Here is a 24,441-nt window from a genome sequence, read left to right as displayed (position 1 = left end):
ATAAAATGAGTAAAGGACCAATCAGTCAGTTTATAGAACATAACTATAGACACTTTAATGCAGCTGCTTTAGTTGACGCTGCAAAAGGATATGAGCAACACTTGTTAGAAGGTGGTAAAATGTTAATTTCTTTGGGTGGAGCAATGTCTACTGCTGAATTAGGAATTTCATTAGCGGAAATGATTCGCCAAGATAAAGTGCACATCATTTCTTGTACAGGAGCAAATTTAGAAGAAGACGTAATGAATTTAGTTGCGCATTCTCACTATAAAAGAATTCCAAATTACCGTGATTTAACACCAGAGCAAGAGCGCGAATTGTTAGATACACACTTCAACCGTGTTACAGATACTTGTATTCCAGAAGAGGAGGCTTTTCGTCGTTTACAAGAGCATTTAGAGAATGTTTGGCATGCAGCAGAAGAAAAAGGTGAGCGTTATTTACCACACGAATTTTTATACCAAGTTGTAAATTCTGGAGTTTTAGAGCAATACTACGAAATTGATCCGAAAGATTCTTGGATTGTTGCTGCTGCTGAGAAAAATTTACCTATCGTTTGTCCAGGTTGGGAAGACTCTACAACAGGAAACATTTTTGCGTCTAACGTAATCAAAGGAAATTTAAAAGCGTCTACAGTAAAATCTGGAATTGAGTACATGATTTACTTAACAGAGTGGTATCGTGCTAATTCTGATGGTAAAGGTGTAGGTTTCTTCCAAATTGCTGGTGGTATCTCTGGAGATTTCCCAATTTGTGTTGTTCCAATGATGTACCAAGATTTAGAGTGGACAGATGTTCCTTTCTGGGCGTATTTCTGTCAAATTTCTGATTCTACAACATCTTACGGATCTTATTCTGGAGCAGTTCCAAATGAGAAAATTACATGGGGTAAATTAGATGTTGATACACCAAAATATATGATAGAATCTGATGCGACTATTGTTGCTCCATTGATTTTCAACTATATTTTAGGAAACTAATCAATAGAATATATTAAGCATAAAAAAACCACTTCGATTGAAGTGGTTTTTTTGTTATATATCGTTCCGATAATTAATCTTTCATTGCTTCACCAGCTTTTCTATGCGTAAATTTTCCATAGATATGTCTTCTTGCAAAACGGCTTGGAGAATCAGAATTTACCATTTTGATGTACGTATTTTTAGGAACGCCAAAATACTCGTAATGATTTCCATCTAAATGTTCTACTTTCAAAATTTGTTCATCCATATAAAAATCATGAATGTTAGATTTTGCAGTTGTAATCGTATATTCTTCTTTGTTTTTTTCGTGCGTTTCAGGATTAATACTTACTAAAAAGTGGTATGCTTCGATCACAACTTTACTTTTTTCTTCAGCTTCTATTTTGCCTGCTTCGTCGTTGATAAATTTATCAGGATGCGCATCTTTCATCGTGTTTCTGTAAATTGTTTTCAACTCTTTTAGAGTTACATTTTTATCAACTCCAAGTAATTTTCTGTGTTCTACAACGCTTTTCATAATTATAATCCTTTTTTCGGAGTGCAAAAGTACGGATTATAAATCACGAAATACGTTTAATATCCATAAGTTTCGTTAAGGTTATGATAAATAATTTTCTTTTTGTTGAGAATTTGATATTCAATTCCAATACTATCCTTGTTTATAGAAATCAGTTTAGCTTGCTGAATAGGTTCGTTTTCGTATTCATATAGCTTTGGATCATCAGAATTAATATTTAATGTTTCAGAAACAATATCACTATAATCTGGTCTCGCGATATTGTTTGATTTTTCTAAAATAGGAAATTTAGATTCAGAATTATAGATATAAGCACGTTTCATTGCCATAACTTTTTTCGTAACTACTATTTTATATTCATCATTTACTTTAATGGTTTGAATTGTATTCATATTGAATAAAAAACTAACGATAGATAGAAACGGAATTGCCATTGGTAAAATGCTCAATCCAACTAAAGCAAAAAGTAAAAAACCATAAATTTTGATATAGATAATTTTCCAAAATTTAATAACGATGTAAAAGGTGAAAATAATCCAAGTCCAAGCAAGAATTTGATAGGTATATTCTCCTTTTAAATTCAACCCCATAAGGTTTAAACTCAATAAAAATAAAATGAGGAGAACTGAAGAAATGATGTAGATTTTGAGTGATTTTGGCATTTAGGTTATGATTTATTTTTTCGAATATACATTATTTATATGATTTAATCGTTTTGTGTAAAATGAATTATCTCGAATATTTTTGTAATTTTAAACAAGCTAACAACAAACAAAATAAGTATGAAATTGAAAGACGTTCCTGAATTGAAAAACTCTATCTTAGATCTTCCTTCAAAGGAAAAAGATAAACTTCTTTTGCGTCTTATCAATAAAGATGAAACTTTAGTAGAACATTTGCATTTTCAATTATTAGAGGGTGAAAATGATTTGCAAGATCGTGTAAAAAATATTTATGAAAAGATTGATTTGCAGTTTAAAAAGTCTCATCACTTAATTAATCAGATTAATATAAATAGAAGTCATCGTCAATTGTTGTTGACGTTAAAAACATTGAGTGGAATTGTGAATTATCATGTTCAAATTACGAAAGATAAAGTGTCAGAATTTGAATTGAGAAAATATATCATTCAAGAATCTTTTAGTCGTTATCCTTATCTTTTTGAAACTTATACAACAGGAGATAATGCAGAAAAATTATACAATTATCAACACGGGAGATTGAAATTGATTTTTTCTATTTTTGAAAAATTTCATGAAGATTTAAAATTCGATTATTTAAACGATGTTGATGAAATTAATAATTTTTTAACAAAAACTCCTATAAATTTTAAGTCTCAATAGTTCTTTTAAACAAAAGGTTGCTTATGTAATATTGTGTAAAATAATAATTAATTATGCTATAATAGCTTTATTTTTAATTTGTTTGGTCTATTTTTTGTTTGGATTTAAGATGTGAATTAACAAATTATTAATTTAATTAATTGTTAAATATCGAAAAAAGTATAGTTAGTTCTGTGTAAACCGAACTAACTATTTTATATTTGCATGGTTTTGTAGATTATACAATTATGAATATAAAAAATCAAGCATGTAATTTGGATCTTTTTTGCAGCTTTAGTGCTTTTTTGGAGAGAACTTATGGTTTTCCTCCACTGACGGCTAAGTTGCAAGCATACATGATTTTAGAATCAGATGAGGAGGGATTTACTTTCGAAGAACTTCTTGAGATTTTTAATGTTAGTAAAAGTTCCTTATCAAACTCTATTAACTACTTACTATCGATGAAACACATCGAATACATAAATAAAATTAATTCTAGAAAAAGATATTTTAGATTAAATTTTAATTATTTGACAGAGAAATTAGATTTTTTATTTGAAATGATTTCTCAAGATATAGGTTATACAAATCGAATAAAAGAACATAAACTAGCGAATAATACGCTTTCTAAAAATGTTGAAAATAGAGTAGTTGATATCTATTTGGAACATCTTAATCAAACAAAAGTGATATTAGACGAAACAATACAAAAAATAAATAAAATTCAACTAGAAAATAAGTAAAAGTAATATGAAAAACGTTAACGTTATAATGGTTGGTGCTTTGGCAATAGCTTTGAGTTCTTGTGGAAAGAAAGACAATGCTGCTGCTCAACAAGCACAAGGTCCAACGCCTTATCCGGTAGTTGATGTGCCTACGAAAGTGGTAACGAGTTATGATGAATACCCTGCAAATATTCAAGGTATTGTAAATAATGATGTTCGTGCAAAAATCCAAGGATATATTACAGAAGTTTATGTTGATGAAGGTCAATATGTACAAGCTGGTCAACCTTTGTTCAAATTAGAGACAAATGTTTTAACTCAAAATGCGGATGCTTTAAAATCAGGTGTTGGTGCAGCGCAAGCTAATGTAAAAGCGGCTCAGGCTAATGTAAGTGCAGCACAAGCGGCAGTACAAGCAGCTCAAGTAGAGGTAAACAAATTGACTCCGTTGGTACAGAAAAATATTATTAGTAATGTACAATTAGAAACTGCAAAAGCTAATCTAGCAAAAGCACAAGCGAGTTATAATCAAGCTGTAGCTGCTAAGTCTCAAGCGCAGGCTGGTGTTACTGAAGCTCAATCAAATTACAAAGGAGCTCAAGCAAATGTAGATTATTCTGTTGTTAGAGCACCTATTAGTGGAGTGGTTGGTTCTATTAATTCTCGTCAAGGTACATTAGTTGGTCCTACAGATCAAACTCCAATTACTACAGTTTCAAATACAAGTAGAGTATATGCTTATTTCTCTATGAATGAGAAAGAGTATTTAAACTTTATTTCTAAATCTGAAGGATCAACTTTAAAAGATAAATTAAACAAAATTCCAGCAGTTGAATTAGTATTAGCTAATGGAGATGTTTATCCTGAGAAAGGTAAAATACAAACTGTAACTGGTCAAATTAATCCAACAACAGGGACAATTGATTTCCGTGTTACGTTCAATAATGAGGCTAAGCTTTTGGCAAATGGTAACTCAGGGCGTATTCGTGTTCCAAAAACTTATGTTGATGTATTGGTTGTGCCAGAGGCTGCAACGTTTGAACAACAAGGTATGACTTATGTTTACAAAGTAACAAAAGATACAGCTTACGCAACGCCAATTACTGTAGTAGAAAGAGCGAATAATATGGCAGTTGTAAAAGACGGAGTGAAAAAAGGTGATAAAGTTGTTGCACAAGGTGTAGGAAAACTACGTGATAAAACAGCTGTTAAACCAACTCCAGCAAACTTTGATCAAATCGTAGAATCTACAAAAACGGTATTCTAAATTGTAAATAGATATGTTAAAAAAGTTTATTGAAAGACCCGTATTATCTACGGTAATTTCTATCCTTATATTGATATTGGGTATACTGGGGCTTATATCGCTTCCGGTAACACAATATCCAGATATTGCACCCTCTACTGTAAAAATTTCTGCTTCATATCCCGGAGCGAATGCAAAGACAGTAATGGAGTCTGTAATTATCCCGATAGAGGAACAGGTGAATGGGGTTGAAGGAATGGATTATATTTCTTCTACTGCCTCTAATAACGGTTCTGCTTCTATTGATGTTGTATTTAAACCAGGTGTAGATGGAGATATCGCACAGGTAAACGTACAAAACCGTGTGGCACGTGCTACACCATTATTACCTTCGGAGGTAACTCGTTCAGGGGTTGTGACACAAAAACAACAGACATCAGCATTGATGTTTGCTTCGTTTAGTTCAACAAACCCCAAATACGATGAGATTTATCTTCAAAATTATTTGAACATCAATATTATTCCAGCCTTAAAACGTGTAAACGGTGTAGGGGATGCAACTGTGTTTGGTGCGATGACTTATTCTATGCGTATTTGGTTAGATCCTTCTCGTATGGCAAGTTATGGTTTAGTTCCTTCTGAAGTTTCTGCAGCTTTATCTCAAGAATCTCTTGAAGCTGCTGCTGGTTCGTTAGGAGAAAACTCTGGACAGTCATTCCAATATACAATTACATATTCTGGACGATACAAGACAGAAGATCAATATCGTAATATTGTTATTAAATCTTTACCAAACGGACAGGTTCTAAGATTAAAAGATGTAGCAAATGTAGAATTTGGTGCTCAATCTTATGCAGGACGTTCTGCAATGGATGGGGATCCTTCTGCTGTATTTGCTGTTTATCAAACACCAGGATCTAATGCACAAGAAATTATTGTAAACTTGAGAGCTGAGTTAGAAAAAGCTTCTAAATTATTACCAGAAGGAGTTTCTTACACTATCTTAATGGATACAAATACATTCTTAGATGCGTCTATTTCTAAAGTTGTTCACACAATGATAGAAGCGTTTATCTTAGTATTTATTGTTGTATATATTTTCTTACAAGATTTCCGTTCTACATTAGTACCATTGATTGCGGTACCAGTGTCTATTATTGGTACATTCTTTTTCCTTAATTTGGCAGGATTCTCGTTAAACTTATTAACGTTATTTGCCTTAGTACTCGCCATTGGTATTGTGGTAGATGATGCCATTGTTGTGGTGGAAGCCGTGCATGCTCGAATGGAGTCTCATCACGAAGCTCCTATGGATGCAACAAAAAATGCGATGGATGAAATTTCTGGAGCAATCGTTTCGATTACATTAGTAATGTGTGCGGTGTTCGTACCAGTAACATTTATCTCAGGACCAACCGGAGTATTCTACAAACAATTTGGTATTACTTTAATTGTTGCCATTTTAATTTCGGCATTAAATGCCTTGACATTATCTCCAGCATTGTGTGCTTTATTCTTAAAACCACATCAAGAAGGAGAGCAAAAACGTAACTTTATTCAGCGATTCTTTGATGCTTTCAATGCTTCATTTGATCGTATGACACATAAATATGGTAATTCATTCAAATTTTTAATTAAACACAAATGGATTTCATTCTTATTGATTATTGTAAGTGGTTTAGGAATTTGGGGTGTTGGAAAGATGATGCCAACAGGTTTCGTACCAACTGAAGATAATGGGTTTATTATTGGTAATATCGAGTTACCAGCGGGTGCTTCTATGGACCGTGTATATGAAGTTGAAAAAGAATTCCAGAAAAAAATTGAAAAAATTCCTGGATTAGATAAAGCAACAATTATCTCGGGTAACTCTATTATTTCTGGAGCTGGTTCTAACTATGGTATGATGTTCATTAAATTGAAGCCATTCGAAGAACGTACAACAGATGCTTTATCAGTACAATCAATCATTGGACAATTATTTGGTGCTGCAGCTCAAATTCCTGATGCTCAAATGATTTTCTTCCAACCACCATCAATTCCAGGTTTTGGTATGTCTTCTGGTTTCGAGTTGAAATTATTAGATAAAACAGGTGGAGATATTGCTGATTTTGATAAAGTTGCAAAGGAATATATTGGTGCTTTAATGCAACGTCCAGAAATTATGTATGCTCAAACATCTTTAAACACAGGTTTTCCTCAATACGAAATCGATGTTAATATTGAAAGAGCAAAACAATCTGGTGTTTCAGTAAGTTCTATTTTCTCAACTTTACAAGGATATATTGGAGGATTATATGCAGCTGACTTTACACGTTTTGGTAAACAATACCGTGTGTACATTCAAGCTTCACCAGATGATCGTATCAATGAAACAAGCTTAAATAAAATGTTCGTGAAAACGGATGCAGGTTCAATGACACCAGTTTCACAATTTGTGACTTTAAAACGTGTGTATGGTCCTAACTCTGTTAACCGTTTCAACTTATTTACATCAGCTAATATTACAGGAGCAGTAAAACCAGGATTCTCTACAGGTGATGCGATTACAGCAATTAATCAAGTTTCTGAACAAACATTATCTACTTCTTATAGTACTGACTTTACAGGTCTTACTCGTGAGGAGATTAATTCAGGTTCTCAAACAGCAATGATTTTTGCTTTATGTATCGTATTCGTGTACTTTATCTTATCTGCACAATATGAATCTTATGTTTTACCATTCGCAGTATTATTATCTGTTCCTTGTGGTATGATGGGGGCGTATTTATCTCAATGGTTAGCTGGATTAGAAAATAATATCTATTTCCAAATTGCCTTCATCATGTTGGTTGGGTTACTCGCTAAAAATGCCATTTTGATTGTAGAGTTCGCTTTACAAAGACGTGTACACGGAATGTCAATTGTTCAGGCAGCTATAGATGGAGCTAAAGCTCGTTTACGTCCAATTTTGATGACATCTTTTGCCTTTATTTTAGGATTAATGCCATTAGTATTTGCAACAGGTGTATCATCTGCTGGTAACCGTTCTGTAGCTACTGGAGCAGCATTTGGTTTATTGGTAGGTACAATTTTAGGTTTATTTGTTATTCCAGTATTGTTTGTTGTTTTCCAAACATTACAAGAAAAAGTTAAACCAGTTAAATTTGATCGTCCACAAGAAGAAATTGAACATAATAATTCAATCTAAAAATGAAAAAGTACAGAATATTTAATATTACTTTAATCGCAGCTGGATTGTTTGCTGTTCAGTCTTGTTTCGTAGCAAAAGATTATCATCGTCCTGAAGCTGTTGTAAATGAAGCAAATTTCAGAACAGATGTTATTGCAAAAGACAGTGCAAGTGTTGCAACTGTTTCTTGGAAACAAATTTTTACAGACACTCAATTACAAGCTTTGATTAATCAAGGTTTACAAAATAATTTAGATATACGTTCAGCACTGCAAAATATTGCAGTTGCTGAGGCGTATGCTAAACAAGGTAAAGCAGGTTATTTACCAACTTTATCTGTAGGTCCGAAATATACGTTTACAGAAAACTCTCGTAATACTCAATTTGGTGCATTGATGTCAAAACGTGCACAAAGTCAATACGAAGTTTCAGGGAACTTAAGTTGGGAAGCAGATATTTGGGGTAAAATTAGAAGTAATCAACGTGCATCTGCAGCAACTTATTTGCAAACTGTAGAAGCACACAAAGCGGTAAAAACGCAAATTGTTGCATCTATTGCAAATGCATATTACAACTTATTGGCTTTAGATGAGCAAAAAAGAATTTTAGATAAAACTTTAATCAACCGCGAGCAAAGTTTAGAAACAACGAAAGCTTTGAAAGAAGCTGGGAATGTAACAGAAGTTGCAGTTAACCAAACAGAAGCGCAATTGTTCAATGTGAAATCATTATTGGTTGACGTTGAAAATGGAATTAAGATGAATGAAAATGTGATGAGTATTTTGTTAGGAACAAATCCTCAATCTATTAATCGTACAAACTTAGCTTCTCAAAAAATTGACGAAAAATTATCTGTTGGTGTTCCAGCTCAATTATTAGAAAATCGTCCTGATATCAAAGCTGCAGAGTTTGGATTGATGAACGCTTTTGAGAATGTTAACGTTGCGAATGCAAGTTTTTATCCTTCTCTTTCTATTACTGCAACAGGTGGTGTACAAGGAATTGATATTGATAAATTATTTAGTGCGCAATCTTTATTTGCAACGGTGATCGGTAGCTTAACTCAACCTTTGTTACAACAACGTAAATTGCGTACGCAAAAAGAAGTTGCTTTAGCAAATCAAGAAAATGCTTTGATTAATTATAAAAGCAAAATCTTAAATGCAAGTAAAGAGGTTTCTGATGCGTTATACACATACGATGCAGCAACGAAGAAAGCTGAATATAAACAAAAAGAATATCAATTATTCAATCAAGCAATTACCTATTCTGAAGAATTGTTAAACTACGGTATGGCAAACTATTTAGAAGTAATTACAGCAAGAGACAATGGGTTGAATGCTGAATTGAATGTTGTTGATGCGAAATTATCATCTTTATCATCAATGGTCGAATTATATCGCGCTGTTGGAGGTGGATGGCAATAAGCAATTCTAATCTTAAGAAAAAAACCTCTCAAATATTTGAGAGGTTTTTTTATACTTCTATTTCTCTAAAACTTCGCAATGAATAATATTGTGAGAAGTTCCTACAAATTCTATTAACCAATTTTCAGTAGTTTCTTCAATTCGATTTTCATCTTTCCAAATTAGATAATCAAATGAAATTGGAATCGAAACAAATTTACTTTTTGGATGAGAAGCAAGTTCACTCAAATCTTCTTCAATTTTTTGTTCCATTTCAAATAAATCTTTTGGTTTTGATTTATGAAAACTATAATAATCAATCGCGATTAATTCTAATATAATTTTGTCGTTTGTAAATGTTTGCGCAAAATCGTAAATCGTTTGAAAAACATCGTTCAAGGTATGTTTGTGAAACAAATGATGCTGCTCAAAATATTGTCCTAATCCCATCAAATAATCGAAAATAGAATACTTTTGACTAATATATTTCAGCGTTTCTGGCGTTCTTGGTTTGTTCCAATAAATCTCCAGAGCATTTTCTAAAGCAGTAATATTTTCTAAATCATTTTCACTTAAAAAATCACTTTTTATAATTTGATAAGGCGGCATTGGATCAAAATGGTAACCATAGTTTTCATATTTTTGACGAACTGGAGTCCCTTTCAGAAATTTCAGAAAACCTAATTGCAATTCTGGTGGATATAGTTTAAAGGTTTCTTCGAAACTAAATTTCAAATCATCAATATATTCCAAAGGTAAACCAACAATTAAATCTAAATGCATCTCAATACGATCTTTCAATTGATTGATAACATTTGACGTTTTTTCAAAATTTTGCTTGCGCGAAACTTCTCGATTACTTTGTTGATTAACGGTTTGAATTCCGATTTCGAAACGGAAAAGATTTTTTGGAACATTTTCGTTGATGAATTTTATAATATCAGGATGAACAATATCTGCTGTAATCTCGAACTGAAAAACATTTCCTTCACGATAATGATCCAAAATAAATTGAAACAATTCGATCGTAAAATCACGTTTTATATTAAATGTTCGATCCAAAAACTTAATTGTTTTTCCATGCTTCATCAAATACAACAAATTTTCTTTAATGGTTTCCATCGGCAAATAGCGCATTTTATTGTCTAAACTTGCTAAACAAAACTCACATTTATAAGGACATCCACGAGAAGTTTCGATGTAACAAACCTTCTTTTCCAAATCCGCTGGATTATCGTATTGATAAGGATTTCGACCTTTTAATCGATTAATATCAAATTGAATATTTTGTGCATTGAAAACAACTTTGTTCTCTTTTTTGTAAACTAAATTCGGTACATTTTCTATTGCGGGATAATTTGCTGCAAATTCCTCGAACGGAATTTCTCCTTCACCTACAATGATATAGTCGATATAATCATTTGCAATCACATCATCATATTCGTAACTAACTTCTGGTCCACCCAACAAAATTTTAGTTTCAGGAGAAATTTGTTTGATTCGTTTACAAACTTCTAACGTCTGCGTAATATTCCAAATGTAGCAACTAAAACAGATAATATTGTATTTAACGCATTTTTCTGCAACTTCATCAAAGTCAGATTTAATCGTAAATTCTTTCCAAAAAATATTTCCATGATGATGATTTAAATCGTACAAAATACGAATTGCCAAATTGAGGTGAATATATTTTGCGTTTAAAGTCGTTAATAAAATTGATGATTGCATAATTTGTAATTGATTTGCAAAAATAATAATTAAAAACCTATCGCTGTACCGCCCAAAGAAAAACTTGTTTTGTTATATTTTGTAGGCGTTTTTTTCTTTTTCACTTTGATTGAAAAAATAACAGGTTCTAATGGTAATTCGTTCTTTGTTTCAAATTCACTAATTTTCATGACTTTGTCTAAACCTTTTGTAATTTCTCCAAAAACTGTAAAATCATGATCTAAACGAGGCTGTCCGCCATTTTTTAAATATTCAGCGCGTTGTTCTGCTGTAAATTTGATTCCTTTTTTAGTTTCCAAATCATCTAATTCTTTCGCTGTAATTTTTTTTCCTACAACAAAATAAATTTGATTGTAATAAGAAGCTTTTTCTTTATTTCCATCTCGACCAGCACCTAAAGCTCCCATTTTATGAAAAGCTTTCGGATTAAATTCTGGCGCTAAACGAATCGGTTTTTGCTCTGGATGTTCGGCTTCTCGCGCCAAAATAGGATCATCTAATTCGCCTCCTTGAATGACGAAATCTTTCACAACTCTGTTAAATTGTGCATTTGTATAAGTTCCTTTATTAATCTCACTCAAAATCAAATCGCGATGTTTGGGAGTGAAATCATATAACATTACATCAAATTTTCCGTAATTAGTTTTGAATTTTAAAGTATAGGTTTGCGCAGAAACAAAACTCGAAATTGAAAATCCAATTCCGAGAGCAATATTTTTTAATAATCGATGATTCATTGTAAATTTTCTTGTTCTAAAGATAACAACAAATATAGAAATCTGAATGATTTTAAGCTAAATTCATAATCATAATTAAACTTCCAACACCAATAATTACCCATAAAATAATCGCCATTAATAACGGTTTGTAGCCGATATTTTTCATCATTTTGAATGATAAACTTGTGCCGATTAAGAATAATGTAAGCGTAAGAGCAGCTTTAGATAGATCGATAATAATTGGACTAAATTGATGGACAAAAGGTACATAGGTATTCACACAAATAGCGATTAAAAATAGACCAATAAACCACGGAATATTAATTTTTGATGTGTTGTTTTTGAAAAACAATAAGGTTAAAAACGATAATGGAATAATCCAAAGTGCGCGAGCTAATTTCACTGTTGTAGCGATTTGTAAAGCTTCTTCTCCGTATTTACTTGCTGCTCCAACGACAGAACTTGTGTCGTGAATTGCGATAGCGCACCATAAACCAAATTCGTGTTGAGATAAGTTGAATAAATGTCCAAGCGGTGGGAAAATCAATAATGCAATTGAGTTTAATGTGAAAACTACTGCTAAAGCAACCGAAATTTGATTGGGTTTTGCTTTTGTAATTGGCGCGATTGCAGCGATTGCACTTCCTCCGCAAATTGCTGTTCCAGCGGAAATTAGGTAGCCTGTAGCTTTTTCAATTTTGAAGAGTTTGGTAAATAAAAATCCTAAAATCATCAACGTAGAAATACTTACAACGGTGAATACAATTCCTTCTTTTCCTGCTTGTATAGCCGAAAAAATATTCATTCCGAATCCTAAACCTACCACAGCAACTTTCAGTAAAGTGTTTGATACTTTTCGTGATTGTACTTCGTATGGATTTCCAAATATTTGCGCAACAACAAATCCTAAAACTAATGCGATAGGAGAGCTTATAAAAGGCATTAAACATAGAAATGCACAAATTAAAAAGATAACTTTTTGTGTAGTGAATTGTTGAAATAAGCCTTTTTCTGAATGTATAATTTTCATGATTTGAATAATTTTATGGTACAAATTTCTTGTACTTATTATTCAAAAAGAAATGATAAAAAGTAATCTATTATTACTTTAAGTTATAACTATTGCAAAAATTAATAAACAAATTCACCAATTTAGATTGATCACCTTCTGGAATGATAAAATTGAAATTACGTTCTATCACAAGGTTTTTAATGTCAATAATAGTTAAAGTTTGATTTTTAAGTTCTTGTAAAATAGATTGAATTGATAAAAACGCTAAAGCATCAGAATGTAACACATACGATTTTATACTTTCTGTACTTCCCAATTGAATTTCGATATTGAGTTCATTTAGCTTTATATTTTTCGATTTTAAAGCTAAATCAATGGTTTCTAAAGTTCCAGAACCAGGTTCCCGAAAAACCAACGGAATGTTCTTTAAATCATCTAATTTGATATTATTTTTGGTAAAAATAGAATGATTTTGACGAGAAACTAACACAATTTCATCTTTCATAAACGGAAAATAATGAAACGTTCTATTTTTGATTTGAGCTTCAATTAAACCGACATCGATTTTATGATTTCCTAATAATTCTTCAATTCTTTCCGAATTTTGAATCACCAAACTCAATTGAATTTCAGGAAATCTTTTTCGAAATTCTGCCAAAATAGGAGGTAATACATATTGCGCAATTGTCGTACTTGCACCCAAACGTAAAATTCCTTTTTGTTTTTCTTGTAATTGCCCAATTTCAAATTCCATTTTTTGATAAACAGAAAAAATTTCTTCTGTATATTTTAATAGAATTTCACCAGCTTTGGTCAATTTTATTTTCGTCCCATTTCGTTCAAATAACTTAATGTTAAGATTTAATTCAATTTCTTTAATGTGTTTTGTAACAGCTGGTTGTGTTATGTTTAATTCGTTTGCTGCTTTCGTGAAATTCAATCGTTTAGCAACCGTATCAAAAACTTTTAATCTAAAATCGAACATAAGAAATTATTGAAATAAGCTTAAATTGTATTGCTTTACCAAATCCAAAATCATATGATATCCAGCTGCGGAATTCCCATGTTCGTCAAGTGCAGGACTGAAAACGCCGATACCAATTTTGTTTGGAACGGAAACGGTAATTCCGCCACCAACGCCAGATTTACTTGGTAAACCAACGGTGCGTGAATATTTGCCACTAAATTCATACATTCCAGCAGTCAACATTTGAGATTGAATTAACTGTGAGATTTCTGGATTTTTATACGTTGCATCACCATCAAAACGTGTGCATTGATGCGCAAAGAAATAACCAATTTTAGCTAAATCTTCGGCAGTTACTTCGATAGAACATTGTTTGAAATAGTTGTTCAACTTTTCTTCATCACCTTCAATCAAGCCATTATTTTTCATCAAATAAAACATTCCACGATTTTTGTGTCCCGTTTCTTTTTCAGAATTATAAACGGATTTGCTATAATCTATCGAATTATTTTTGGTGATGTAGCGAACCATTTCAAGGATTTTTTTGAAAGGAATTTCACCTTCACCATCAATCATAGAAGTTGTTAAAATCGCACCAGCATTCATCATTGGATTCAGAGGTTTTCCTGTCGTTTCAAGGTTTGCGTAATGATTAAATGGTTTATCTGTTCCGAAATAACCCATTTTAGAAAATACATTTTTCTCCCCTTTTTCTGTAACAGCAATCATCAACGCAATGATTTTAGAAATACTTTGAATTGTAAATTTTTGATTGATATCGCCAACATTTATCACTTTACCATTTTCATTAACTACAGAAAAAGCAATTTTATCCGCTTGCATTTTTCCTAATTCTGGAATATAATCGGCAACTTTTCCTTCTTTGTAAAAAGCTTTATTTCTCTCAAGAATATCGTTTAATGTTTTTTCATTAATCTGTAAACTTCTCGAACTATTTTTTGACATATTTTGTCCATAAACAGTTTGATTAATTGGATTAAAACATGTTAAAGTAAGACTTAGAAGTAATGTTGAGAATGTATATCGTTTCATTTTATTTGATGTAAAACACAAACTTAAAAAATATTTGGTTGATTCGCCGAGATAAAATAGTTTTATATAAAATGTAGAATCTAAAATTTATAAAAAAATGAAATATTTCGTCCTATTGTTATCGAGTTTGTCTTTTGCGCAAACCTATCAAGTGATTAATGAGGAAAATTCGTCTGTTAGTTACCGAGGTTTGGCTTTTCAGGATGCAAAAACGTTTATTGTTTCTGGCTCAAAAAATACAATTGGTAAAACGATAGATGGTGGTAAAACATTTAGTTGGATTAACCCGAAAGTTGTTGAAAATAGAGATTTTAGAGATGTAGAAGTTTTAGGAAAAGATAACTATTTAGCTTTAGGAATTGATTCTCCTGCTTATGTTTTGCAAACGAAAGATGGCGGAAAATCATGGAATAAAGTGTATGAAAATAATGAAAAAGGTATTTTTTTAGATGCAATTTATGTGGATAAAACTTCGAAAAAGATTATTGTCTTGGGCGATCCAATGTCGCCAGATAAACCATTTGTATTAACGTCTTCGATTACTGATCCGACAAAATGGGAAGTTGCAAAATCGCTTCATGGTCAACCTTTGCGTTTAAAAAATCCGAAAGAAGCTTTTTTTGCTTCAAGTGGAAGTAATTTGTATGTAGATGCAAAGCAAACCTTGATTGTGACAGGAGGAGAGCTATCGAATTTATACTATTATACGCCAAAAGGTGGTCAAATGTATGCGTTAGAGAAAACAAAAAGTTCTACTTCTGGAATTAATGGAATGGCTTATGACGCAACAAATAATGTAGGATATTTGGTTGGTGGAGATTTTACAAAACCAGAAGATTCGAGCTATAATTTCTATAAATTTAAGTTGACAAATGGTAAAATTGCTTTTCAAGATTCATGGAAATATCCAACAGGATATAAATCTGGCGTAACAATTATTTCAAAAGATAAAGTCTTGGTTTGTGGATATTCTGGAGTGGATTATTCAGCAGATGGAGGACATAATTGGACAACTATTACACAAGATAGTTACAATACGTGTACAGTTTCGCCAGATAAGAAATATGTGATTTTGGTTGGGAATAAAGGAAAGATAGGAAAAGTTACGTTATAAAGATTTTCTAAAATTAAAATTAGATTAGAAATTGATTTTCAATTTTATAAATATTAGTTTCTTAGTAAATTTGAATAACCTAATACAATTCATAGTAAAGGGTGGTTAGTAGTTTTTTTAGTAAAAGTTCAGATATTTTTTATCTGAACTTTTTTCGTTAAAATTATTCTTAAAGTTGAGAATTAATTCTTCTTATGATTTCATAATCTTTAACTTTAATAAAATTCAATCTAAAAAATATTCAAAATGAAAAGAAGTGCAAAAGCAGTTTGGAATGGTTCGGTTACAGAAGGATCAGGAACATTAACCACACAAAGTACAGTATTAGATAATACGCAATATTCGTTCAAAAGTCGATTTGAAGAAGGAGTAGGAACAAACCCAGAAGAACTTCTGGCAGCGGCTCATGCAGGTTGTTTTACAATGAAAACTTCTGCATTACTTGGAGACGCAGGTTATACAGCAGAAAAATTAGAAACCGATTGTAAAATTGTTTTTGAAGGAGGAAAAGTTGTTCGATCAGAATTAAGTTTAACAGCAAGTATTCCTTCGATTACAGATGAAGAATTTCAGAAAATAGCAAAAGAGGCAGAAGAAACCTGTCCGATTAGTGTTTCATTTAGTTTCGAAAAAGTGTTGATTTCTGCAGTTTTAGTTGAATAAATTGATAGAATCAAAATAGAAAATCCAACAAATTACTTGTTGGATTTTTTGTTATTTCAAAACTGGAATTTCGATGTAAGAATCGTGATAAATTCGTTGTGTTTGTTTCAAGAAATCTTTCGCGGTTGCTTCATAAACATTCATAAATTGTTGCGGATTGCGGTCTGCTAAAGGAAACCATGTATTTTGAACTTGAATCATAATACGATGTCCTTTCTTGAAAGTATGTCCAACATCTGGCATAGAATACGTTACATTTGTTTTCAGATTAGGAACCATTGCTTCGGGTTTTTCAAAACTATTGCGGTATTTTCCTCGCATAATTTCGGCACGAATCAAATTTTGATATCCAGCCATCAATTTCCCATTATATTTTGGTGTATCTTCAGGAAAAACATCAATCAATTTTACTACATAATCAGCATCTGTTCCTGTTGATGAAACAAATAAATGATTTATAATTGGACCTGTGATTGTCATATCTTCCGTTAAAATATCGGTTTGATAAACCATAACATCAGGACGAGTTGACGCAAATCGTTGATCATCGACCATATATTCTCGTGGACGACTTTCTAAAACACCACCTTGATATGGAACAGGATTATTTGGATCTGCTACATATTCATCAAAACTTGTATTATTAGTCTGTTGAAAAGATATTTTTCCGTTGGCTTGCAAATACATTTTCTGAGTTGTCACATTCTTTGGTGGCCAAGTATCAAACTGTTTCCATTCGTTAGAACCTGTGATAAAGATTTGCGCTTCTGTCGGTTTGAAATTTCCTTTATCTTTTAAATAATAATTGAAAAAAGGTAATTCAATTTGTTGCTGATAATATTCACCTGTTGGCGTTCCAAACTGCATATCGCCAAACGTATCGGCTTTAGAGCGAACCCAACCACCATGAAACCATGGTCCAGCGACCAAAATATTTGTCGCATTCGGATTTTGCTTTTCAATTGCTTTATAAGTTTCAAAAGCACCATAAACATCCTCTGCGTCAAAGAAACCACCAACCGTCATCACAGCAGGTTTCACATTGGTAAGATGTGGCAAAGGATTTCTATCTTGCCAAAATTGATCATAATCAGGATGTGCAAACAAATCATTGTAGAATTTGATATTATCTTGAAAATATTTATCCTTCAATTCCTTTACAGATCCACCTTCTAAATAAAAACGGTAATTATCTTTGATTGGATATTCTAATGATTTTGGACCTTTATCTGGCGTAATTGGTTGCGGACGTTTTACACCAAATGACGACATAAATTTGAAAGAATCATTCAGAAATAATACACCATTGTGATGAAAATCGTCGCCTAAAAACCAATTCGTAACTGGTGCTTGTGGCGAAACAGCTTTCAAGGTTGGATGCGAATTAACTAAACTCATTGTTGAATAAAAACCAGGATAAGAAATTCCATAGATTCCAGCTTTTTGGTTGTAATTTTTCATGTTTTTTGCCAACCATTCCAATGTGTCGTACGTATCTGTACTTTCGTCAATCGCTTTTTTATTTTTCGTTTTATTAACAGGTCGTACATCTTCAAATTCACCCTCGCTCATCCATTTTCCTCTCACATCTTGGTACACGAAAATAAAACCTTCGCGCATTTCTGCAGGGAAATTTCCAAGCGATTTTTTATACTCATTTGCTCCATAAGGCGCTACGGTATAAGGTGTTCGATTAAGTAAAACAGGATATTTTTTGGTTTGATCTTTTGGCGTATAAATAGCCGTGAACAATTTCGTTCCATCTCGCATCGGAATCAATTGTTCGGTCTTTTCATAATGCTCTCTAACATAGGCAGAATCTGCTTTTGCAACTTGCGCATAGCTAATTCCACTCATCAAAATAAGACTAAGTAGAGTTGCTTTTTGAGTAAATTTTTTCACGTGTTTATCAATTTTACAATACTATAAATGTAAAAAACTTTTAAATTTTACACTTATAAATCGAATTATTTTCTACAAATGATTTCAATATCGATAAAGTTTTAATTATTTTTTATGAATTTGAAAATTCGAACACTTTTTTTGACTAAATTAGTTAGCCAAAATCAATTGAAATGAAGTTAACTGCAAAAGCAACAATTCAAATTCAGAAACCTAAAAATGAAGTTTTTGATGCGATTGTTAATCCAAATAAGATGAATCAATATTTTATCGCTTCTTCTACGGGTGCTATCGAAACTGGAAAAATTGTTGAATGGAAATTCCCTGAGTTTGATGATATTTTTCCTGTAATGGGAGGCGATTTAAAACAAGATGAATACATTTCGTTTGATTGGAGTGGCGGTGTTGATGATATGTTGGTGGAAATTTTTCTTGAAAAAGGAGAAAATGATTCGACAATTGTCAAAGTCATTGAACATGAAATGAATGATGATGAAGCTGGAATTAAGCAATTGATGGGACAAACAGAAGGTTGGGCTAATTTCTTGGCTTGTTTGAAAGCTTATCTCGAATATGGAATTAATTTGCGCAAAGGTGCTTTTGATTTTATGAAACCTTAAAAATGAACAAAAGACATACGTATGATCACAATCGAAACAATAATAAATGCTCCAATAGATCAAGTTTGGAAAGCTTTTAATTCTCCTGAAGATATTGTAAAATGGAATCAAGCTTCTGATGATTGGCATTGTCCGAAAGCAGAAAATGATTTGCAAGTTGGTGGAAAATTAAAGAGTACGATGGCTGCGAAAGATGGCAGTTTTCAATTCGAATTTGAAGCTAAATATGATGAAATCATTCCAAATAAATTTATTCGTTATTACATCGCAGATGGTCGTAAGGTTGAAATTAATTTTCATGAAGAAAATAATTTAACCAAAATCACAGAAAAATTTGAACCAGAAAGTCAAAATCCTACTGAAATGCAACAACAAGGTTGGCAAGCTATTTTGAATAGTTTCAAAAATTATGTTGAATCAAATCGATAAAAATAGTAGAAGATGGAAGAAAATAAATCGAAAATTGGTCAAATGGTTTGGGCTGATTTAACTGTTGAAAATTCGACTGAATTAAAAGATTTTTACAAAGAAGTGATTGGTTGGGAAGTCAAAAATGTTGCGATGAAAGATGGCGAAGAAGAATACAATGATTATGCAATGATGTCTTCTCCAGAAAATGCGGCTGGTGGAGTTTGTACGAAACGTGGTATGAATAAAGGAATTCCTTCTCAATGGATTATGTACATTAGTGTAGAAAATGTTGCGGAAAGTTTACAAAAAGCGTTGGAAATGGGAGGGAAATCTATTCATGAGATTAAAAATAAAGAAGGAAATCTTCAATTTGCAATTGTAGAAGATCCTGCTGGAGCTGTTTTTGGATTAGCAAATGCTTAAAATATGAAAAAAGTATCGTTTACAGAAGTAATTTATGCGCAGCCTAAACATGTGCATAAAGTAATGATTGCGCCAGATTCGTATAAAATTTGGACGAAATCGTTTAGTGAAACTTCAGATTTTAAAGGAGATTGGTCCGAAGGTTCTCATGTTTATTTCACTTATGATACCGAGAAAGGTTCGGCAGCGATGATTGCTACAATAGATGAAAATATTATTGGAAAATCAATCAAAATGCGTCATATAGGAAAGCTGAATGAAGAAGGTCAAGAAATTTTTGATGGACCAGAAATTGATGCGTGGAAAAATACAGAAGAAACCTATAAAATGGAAGATGTAGAAGGTCACACACGATTAACCTGTTCGGTGGAGATAGATGATCAGGTTTTTCCAGAAACTCAAGTCAGAGAAATGTGGATAAATGCACTGCGCAAACTGAAAGAGATTTGCGAAGATTAATTATGATGACAGATAATTTCACAACTATTGATGAATATATTCTTGGGTTTGATCAAGCTAAACAGGAGATTTTAGAAAACGTAAGAAAAATTATTCATGAAGCTGTACCAAGAGCAATGGAAACGATTAATTATAAAATGCCAACATTTCGTTTGAATGGAAATGTGATTCATTTTGCGATGTTCAAAAATCATGTAGGGATTTATCCTGGAGCAGAAACAATCGAACATTTTAAAAATGATTTAACCGATTATAAAACATCAAAAGGTACAATACAACTTCCTTTGGATAAAGTTTTACCGAAGAAATTATTGAGAGAAATTGTGTTGTATAAAGTTAGTTTGATGAAAGATCAGAAAGCTGAAGAATGGACGAAATACAATGGTAATTGGGCAGAAGCGAATGAGAAAATTCAACAAGTTGTAAATGAAACGGAACTTGTAAAAGAGTTTAAATGGGGTGGAGATATTTATACGTTTAACAAGAAAAATGTGTTGGCATTTAGTGGTTTCAAAAATCATTTTGCGTTGTGGTTTCACAATGGCGTTTTCTTGAAAGATCAATATAAAGTTTTGGTGAATGCGAATGAAGAAAAAACGAAAGCTTTGCGTCAATGGAGATTTAATTCTGCCGATGAAATTGATGTCGAAAAAGTAAGAGAATATGTCTTAGAAGCGATTCAATTGGTGAAAGACGGAAAGGAAATAAAACCTCAAAAATCTGTACCAAAAGAAGTTGATGGGATTTTGAAAGAAACTCTAAATCAAAACAATAAATTATTTACTTCATTTAAAGCTTTAACTTCAGGAAGACAAAAAGAATACATCGAATATATTGATGAAGCAAAACAAGAGAAAACGAAAATTTCTCGCATCGAAAAAATAAAACCTATGATTTTAGAAGGAAAAGGTTTGAATGATAAATATCGAAAATAATGCAATATGAAGTCGCAAATTTAGAAGAATATTTAACGTCAATTCCAGTAGAAAGAAAAGAAGCTGTTGAGAAATTAATTAAAATTTTGGCAGATAAATTACCCACTGGTTTCGAGTTGCAGTTGAGCTATGGTCATCTTGGGTTTGTTGTACCGTTTTCACTTTATCCGAATGGTTATCATTGCGATCCGAAATCACCGTTGCCGTTTATCAATATTGCTTCTCAAAAGAATTTCATTGCGTTATATCACATGGGAATTTATATGGACAATAAATTGCTGAATTGGTTTGTTGATGAATATCCAAAATACTCAAAACGTAAATTAGATATGGGAAAAAGTTGTATTCGTTTCAAAAAAGTAGAGGATATTCCGTTTGAATTAATCGGAGAATTAGCGCAAAAAATTACGCCACAACAATGGATAGAAAATTATGAAAAAGTACTACTTAATCGAAAAAAATAAATCATGTCACAAATCGATAAATTTTTAAAAAAATTAGAAAAAAATAATAACCGCGAATGGTTTACAGAACATAAAGTTGAATTTGATACAGCGAAAGCTGAAGCAGATTCAATTTTCAATGTGATTTACCAAGAATTAAGTAAAAAGGAAGAATTAGAACCGCTTAAAATTTATAGAATTTATAGAGATGTTCGTTTTTCTCATGATAAAACTCCTTATAAAACTCATTTTTCTGCGCAAACAGGTCGCAAAAAGCCACTTAATAGAGGTGGGTATTATTTCCATATTCAACCGAATCATAATTTTATAGGTGTTGGTTTTTGGGGACCAGAGCGCGATGATTTGCTTCGTATTAGAAAAGATATTGAAGTTTCGGATGAATTAGCGAAGATTCTTCAATCCAAAACAATTATGAATGAGTTTGGAGAAATGCAAGGAGAAGAAGTGAAATCTGCTCCAAAAGGTTTTTCGAAAGATCATGAGCGAATTGAATTGTTGCGTAAAAAGCAATATTTATTTATCAAGAATTTCACGGATGAAGAAGTTTTAGCAAAAGATTTTCCGCAGAAAGTGGCGAAATCAATTCAGGTTCTTCAACCATTTTTGAATTATATGACAGAGGTTTTAACAACCGATGAAAATGGTCAACCATTATATTAAAAAAATAATCACAAAAAAACACTATATTATGGCTAAAGTACACGCTTACTTAAATTTTAACGGAGATTGCGAAAAGGCATTTCAGTTTTATGAAACTGTTTTTGAAACGCAAAATATTGGGATGTATAAAATGGTAGATATGCCGCCAAATCCAGAATTTCAGATTCCAGAAAGTGCAAAGGATAAAGTTTCGCATGTGGCATTGTTTATTAATGAAACAACAATGTTAATGGGTTCTGATATTATTGAAGAATTTGGACATCAATACAAAGCTGGAAATAATAATTACATTATGCTTGATGTTGATAATCCCGCAGAAGCGCATCAATTATATGATCGTCTTTCGGTAAATGCAAAATCGTTAGAAATGCCTTTGGCTGAGCAGTTTTTTGCTGAGCTTTATGCGTCTTTTATTGATCAATTTGGAACACCTTGGATGATTCATTTCGAAGGAAATAAAGCGCATTCGATGTAAAATATAGTTTAAGAATAAAACATAAAACCTCTCAACTTGAGAGGTTTTTGTTTACTATACATTTACGTTCGTTGCTTGTAACATAAGTTGATGAAGATCTGTATTTTTTACAAATGGCTTCAACAAATCACTTCCTGGTCCATACATAGCTAATTCTACATAATCGCCCGAGTGATCCATACTTATCCAACCTACATTGTTGTGTTTTTTCTGAATTTCAGAGAAAAATTTGAACGGAAGCTTTTTGAAATTATATAATCCTTCTTCTTTATCCAAACCTTTGTAAAAATCTAACATATGTTTTGCTTCATCATCAGTTAAACTAAAACCATTTGTTTCGACAATCCAATCTTTGATTTCTTGTATATTAAAATCTTCGTGAATTTCATTCAAAATATGTTCGTTGGTATATTTATAATTAACAATACTTTCAAATTTTTTGTTTACATCAGCTCCATAAATAGTTCCTGGATTTGCATTTCCGTGATCAGTTGTGATGATAACTAACGTATTTCCATCCTTTTCAGCAAAATCCATTACAGTTTTGATTGTTTCATCAAATGCAATTTGATCATTTATTAATCCTGCAACATCATTTGCATGTGCCGCCCAATCCACTTTTCCAGCTTCTACTTGCAATACAAAACCATTTTGATGATCTTTCAAATTATCAATCGCAACCTTAGTCATTTCGGCAAGTGTAGGAATAGATTTATTTTTTGAGAGATTTTTATGATCGATTGCGTAAGGAATTGCTCCAGTATTGAAAATACCTAATAGAGATTTATTGTTTTGAGATTTTCCTAATTCCTCCTTTGTTTTCGCAATTTGATAGCCTTTATTTTTATAAATAGCATACAAATCTTTCTTGTCTTCTCTTTTGGATGAATTAAAAAACTCATCACCACCACCTAATAAAACATCAATGCCAATTTCGGCATATTTTTCAGCTATCTCTGGTTCTGCATTTCTACTTGCAGAATTTATACAAAAACCAGCTGGAGTGGCATGAGTAATAGTAACTGTAGTCACACACCCTGTTCTTTTACCCGCTTTTTTGAACTTTTGCCAAATCGGAACATGATGTTCTCCATTCGTGCTAATATTTAATACGCCATTTTTCACACGAATTCCACCTCCAAAAGCTGAACTTGCAGCAGCTGAATCGGTAACAATAGAACTTGCAGAAGCGGTGTCCATTAAAGCTCTTTTTACTTTATTTTCTTCATAAAGATTTATCCAATTACCATTTTTTCCATGCAATTGTATGTTGTACAAATTAGCCATAGCAAGAGTTCCGGAACTCATTCCATCACTTATCATAAAAATAATATTCTTTGCAGAATTTGTAGAAAGATTAGGTTTGATTTTATTTTGAGCAAATAAATCGAAAGGATTTAGAATTAAGCCTGTAGAAATTAATGCCGATCCTCTAAGAAATTTACGTCTATCCATTTTATTATTT

25 protein-coding genes are annotated in these 24,441 nt (G+C 32.1%); 16 read left to right on the top strand and 9 right to left on the bottom strand.

Annotation, left to right across the window (positions count from 1 at the left end; all coding sequences use genetic code 11):
- Positions 1-5: 5 nt before the first annotated feature.
- Positions 6-980, top strand: a complete 975-nt coding sequence (locus B2X73_RS02205) for a deoxyhypusine synthase family protein (RefSeq protein WP_219033979.1) — start codon at positions 6-8, stop codon at positions 978-980.
- 73 nt (positions 981-1,053) lie between these two features.
- Here B2X73_RS02205 and B2X73_RS02200 read toward each other — a convergent pair whose 3' ends face one another.
- Together B2X73_RS02200 and B2X73_RS02195 are read right to left on the bottom strand one after the other, a co-directional pair.
- Entirely contained in the window at positions 1,054-1,500 is a 447-nt protein-coding gene (locus tag B2X73_RS02200; protein WP_038330588.1) for a KTSC domain-containing protein, read from the bottom strand.
- 56 nt (positions 1,501-1,556) lie between these two features.
- The gene (locus B2X73_RS02195) at positions 1,557-2,090 is read right to left on the bottom strand and encodes a hypothetical protein (RefSeq protein ID WP_286494913.1); all 534 of its coding nucleotides are present in this window, start codon (positions 2,088-2,090) and stop codon (positions 1,557-1,559) included.
- Between the two features lie 192 nt (positions 2,091-2,282).
- On the opposite strand from B2X73_RS02195, the gene B2X73_RS02190 reads away from it, so the two are divergent.
- From B2X73_RS02190 to B2X73_RS02170, 5 genes are all read left to right on the top strand, one after another.
- Entirely contained in the window at positions 2,283-2,843 is a 561-nt protein-coding gene (locus tag B2X73_RS02190; protein ID WP_291048559.1) for a hypothetical protein, read from the top strand.
- Positions 2,844-3,070: 227 nt separating this feature from the next.
- The gene (locus B2X73_RS02185; RefSeq protein WP_291048556.1) at positions 3,071-3,565 is read left to right on the top strand and encodes a GbsR/MarR family transcriptional regulator; all 495 of its coding nucleotides are present in this window, start codon (positions 3,071-3,073) and stop codon (positions 3,563-3,565) included.
- Positions 3,566-3,572: 7 nt separating this feature from the next.
- A complete protein-coding gene (locus B2X73_RS02180) occupies positions 3,573-4,814 on the top strand; it encodes an efflux RND transporter periplasmic adaptor subunit (RefSeq protein WP_291048553.1) in 1,242 nt (413 codons plus the stop codon).
- A gap of 13 nt (positions 4,815-4,827) precedes the next feature.
- Positions 4,828-7,983: an efflux RND transporter permease subunit gene (locus B2X73_RS02175; protein WP_291095621.1), complete on the top strand. Its 3,156-nt coding sequence runs from the start codon at positions 4,828-4,830 to the stop codon at positions 7,981-7,983.
- A gap of 2 nt (positions 7,984-7,985) precedes the next feature.
- Positions 7,986-9,392 (top strand): efflux transporter outer membrane subunit, encoded by a 1,407-nt coding sequence (locus B2X73_RS02170; protein ID WP_291059976.1) that lies wholly within the window; start codon positions 7,986-7,988, stop codon positions 9,390-9,392.
- 57 nt (positions 9,393-9,449) lie between these two features.
- Here B2X73_RS02170 and B2X73_RS02165 read toward each other — a convergent pair whose 3' ends face one another.
- The 5 genes from B2X73_RS02165 to glsA form a co-directional block, all read right to left on the bottom strand.
- On the bottom strand, positions 9,450-11,099 hold the full coding sequence (locus tag B2X73_RS02165) for a B12-binding domain-containing radical SAM protein (protein WP_219033972.1): 1,650 nt from the start codon (positions 11,097-11,099) through the stop codon (positions 9,450-9,452).
- A gap of 29 nt (positions 11,100-11,128) precedes the next feature.
- Positions 11,129-11,836, bottom strand: coding sequence for a peptidylprolyl isomerase (locus B2X73_RS02160; RefSeq protein ID WP_291059974.1), 708 nt, complete (start codon positions 11,834-11,836; stop codon positions 11,129-11,131).
- A gap of 52 nt (positions 11,837-11,888) precedes the next feature.
- Complete coding sequence (locus B2X73_RS02155; protein WP_115000367.1) at positions 11,889-12,848, bottom strand: YeiH family protein; 960 nt, start codon at positions 12,846-12,848, stop codon at positions 11,889-11,891.
- Positions 12,849-12,921: 73 nt separating this feature from the next.
- The gene (locus B2X73_RS02150; protein ID WP_219033970.1) at positions 12,922-13,815 is read right to left on the bottom strand and encodes a LysR family transcriptional regulator; all 894 of its coding nucleotides are present in this window, start codon (positions 13,813-13,815) and stop codon (positions 12,922-12,924) included.
- Between the two features lie 6 nt (positions 13,816-13,821).
- The gene (gene glsA, locus B2X73_RS02145) at positions 13,822-14,763 is read right to left on the bottom strand and encodes a glutaminase A (protein WP_371875726.1); all 942 of its coding nucleotides are present in this window, start codon (positions 14,761-14,763) and stop codon (positions 13,822-13,824) included.
- A 184-nt stretch (positions 14,764-14,947) separates the two neighbouring features.
- Between glsA and B2X73_RS02140 the strand changes: the two genes are divergently transcribed.
- Positions 14,948-15,964: a YCF48-related protein gene (locus B2X73_RS02140; RefSeq protein WP_219033968.1), complete on the top strand. Its 1,017-nt coding sequence runs from the start codon at positions 14,948-14,950 to the stop codon at positions 15,962-15,964.
- Between the two features lie 246 nt (positions 15,965-16,210).
- A complete protein-coding gene (locus B2X73_RS02135) occupies positions 16,211-16,627 on the top strand; it encodes an OsmC family peroxiredoxin (protein ID WP_115000360.1) in 417 nt (138 codons plus the stop codon).
- Between the two features lie 51 nt (positions 16,628-16,678).
- Here the strand turns inward: B2X73_RS02135 and B2X73_RS02130 are convergent, their stop codons facing one another.
- Positions 16,679-18,484: a CocE/NonD family hydrolase gene (locus B2X73_RS02130; protein ID WP_219034004.1), complete on the bottom strand. Its 1,806-nt coding sequence runs from the start codon at positions 18,482-18,484 to the stop codon at positions 16,679-16,681.
- Between the two features lie 218 nt (positions 18,485-18,702).
- Between B2X73_RS02130 and B2X73_RS02125 the strand changes: the two genes are divergently transcribed.
- From B2X73_RS02125 to B2X73_RS02090, 8 genes are read left to right on the top strand one after another with little or no spacing between them, the layout of a single operon-like run.
- Entirely contained in the window at positions 18,703-19,149 is a 447-nt protein-coding gene (locus tag B2X73_RS02125) for an SRPBCC domain-containing protein (RefSeq protein ID WP_219033967.1), read from the top strand.
- A gap of 21 nt (positions 19,150-19,170) precedes the next feature.
- Positions 19,171-19,578 carry an SRPBCC family protein gene (locus B2X73_RS02120; RefSeq protein WP_125350071.1) on the top strand — a complete coding sequence of 136 codons (408 nt, stop codon included), beginning with the start codon at positions 19,171-19,173 and terminating at the stop codon, positions 19,576-19,578.
- A 12-nt stretch (positions 19,579-19,590) separates the two neighbouring features.
- Positions 19,591-19,983 carry a VOC family protein gene (locus tag B2X73_RS02115; protein WP_125350072.1) on the top strand — a complete coding sequence of 131 codons (393 nt, stop codon included), beginning with the start codon at positions 19,591-19,593 and terminating at the stop codon, positions 19,981-19,983.
- Between the two features lie 3 nt (positions 19,984-19,986).
- A complete protein-coding gene (locus B2X73_RS02110) occupies positions 19,987-20,442 on the top strand; it encodes an SRPBCC domain-containing protein (protein ID WP_125350073.1) in 456 nt (151 codons plus the stop codon).
- A gap of 2 nt (positions 20,443-20,444) precedes the next feature.
- A complete protein-coding gene (locus B2X73_RS02105) occupies positions 20,445-21,377 on the top strand; it encodes a DUF1801 domain-containing protein (protein WP_291059971.1) in 933 nt (310 codons plus the stop codon).
- Positions 21,377-21,841 carry a DUF1801 domain-containing protein gene (locus B2X73_RS02100; protein ID WP_038330627.1) on the top strand — a complete coding sequence of 155 codons (465 nt, stop codon included), beginning with the start codon at positions 21,377-21,379 and terminating at the stop codon, positions 21,839-21,841. The genes B2X73_RS02105 and B2X73_RS02100 overlap by 1 nt, the downstream gene beginning before the upstream one ends.
- Positions 21,842-21,844: 3 nt before the next feature.
- A complete protein-coding gene (locus B2X73_RS02095; RefSeq protein ID WP_038330630.1) occupies positions 21,845-22,501 on the top strand; it encodes a DUF2461 domain-containing protein in 657 nt (218 codons plus the stop codon).
- A 28-nt stretch (positions 22,502-22,529) separates the two neighbouring features.
- Positions 22,530-22,976, top strand: coding sequence for a VOC family protein (locus tag B2X73_RS02090; protein ID WP_280050962.1), 447 nt, complete (start codon positions 22,530-22,532; stop codon positions 22,974-22,976).
- Positions 22,977-23,030: 54 nt separating this feature from the next.
- Here B2X73_RS02090 and B2X73_RS02085 read toward each other — a convergent pair whose 3' ends face one another.
- Positions 23,031-24,431, bottom strand: coding sequence for an alkaline phosphatase (locus B2X73_RS02085; RefSeq protein ID WP_219033963.1), 1,401 nt, complete (start codon positions 24,429-24,431; stop codon positions 23,031-23,033).
- Positions 24,432-24,441 lie beyond the last annotated feature (10 nt).

The organism is Empedobacter sp. UBA7252, from assembly GCF_002472765.1.
Lineage (GTDB): Bacteria > Bacteroidota > Bacteroidia > Flavobacteriales > Weeksellaceae > Empedobacter > Empedobacter falsenii_B.
This window is presented reverse-complemented; position numbering and strand designations above follow the sequence as displayed.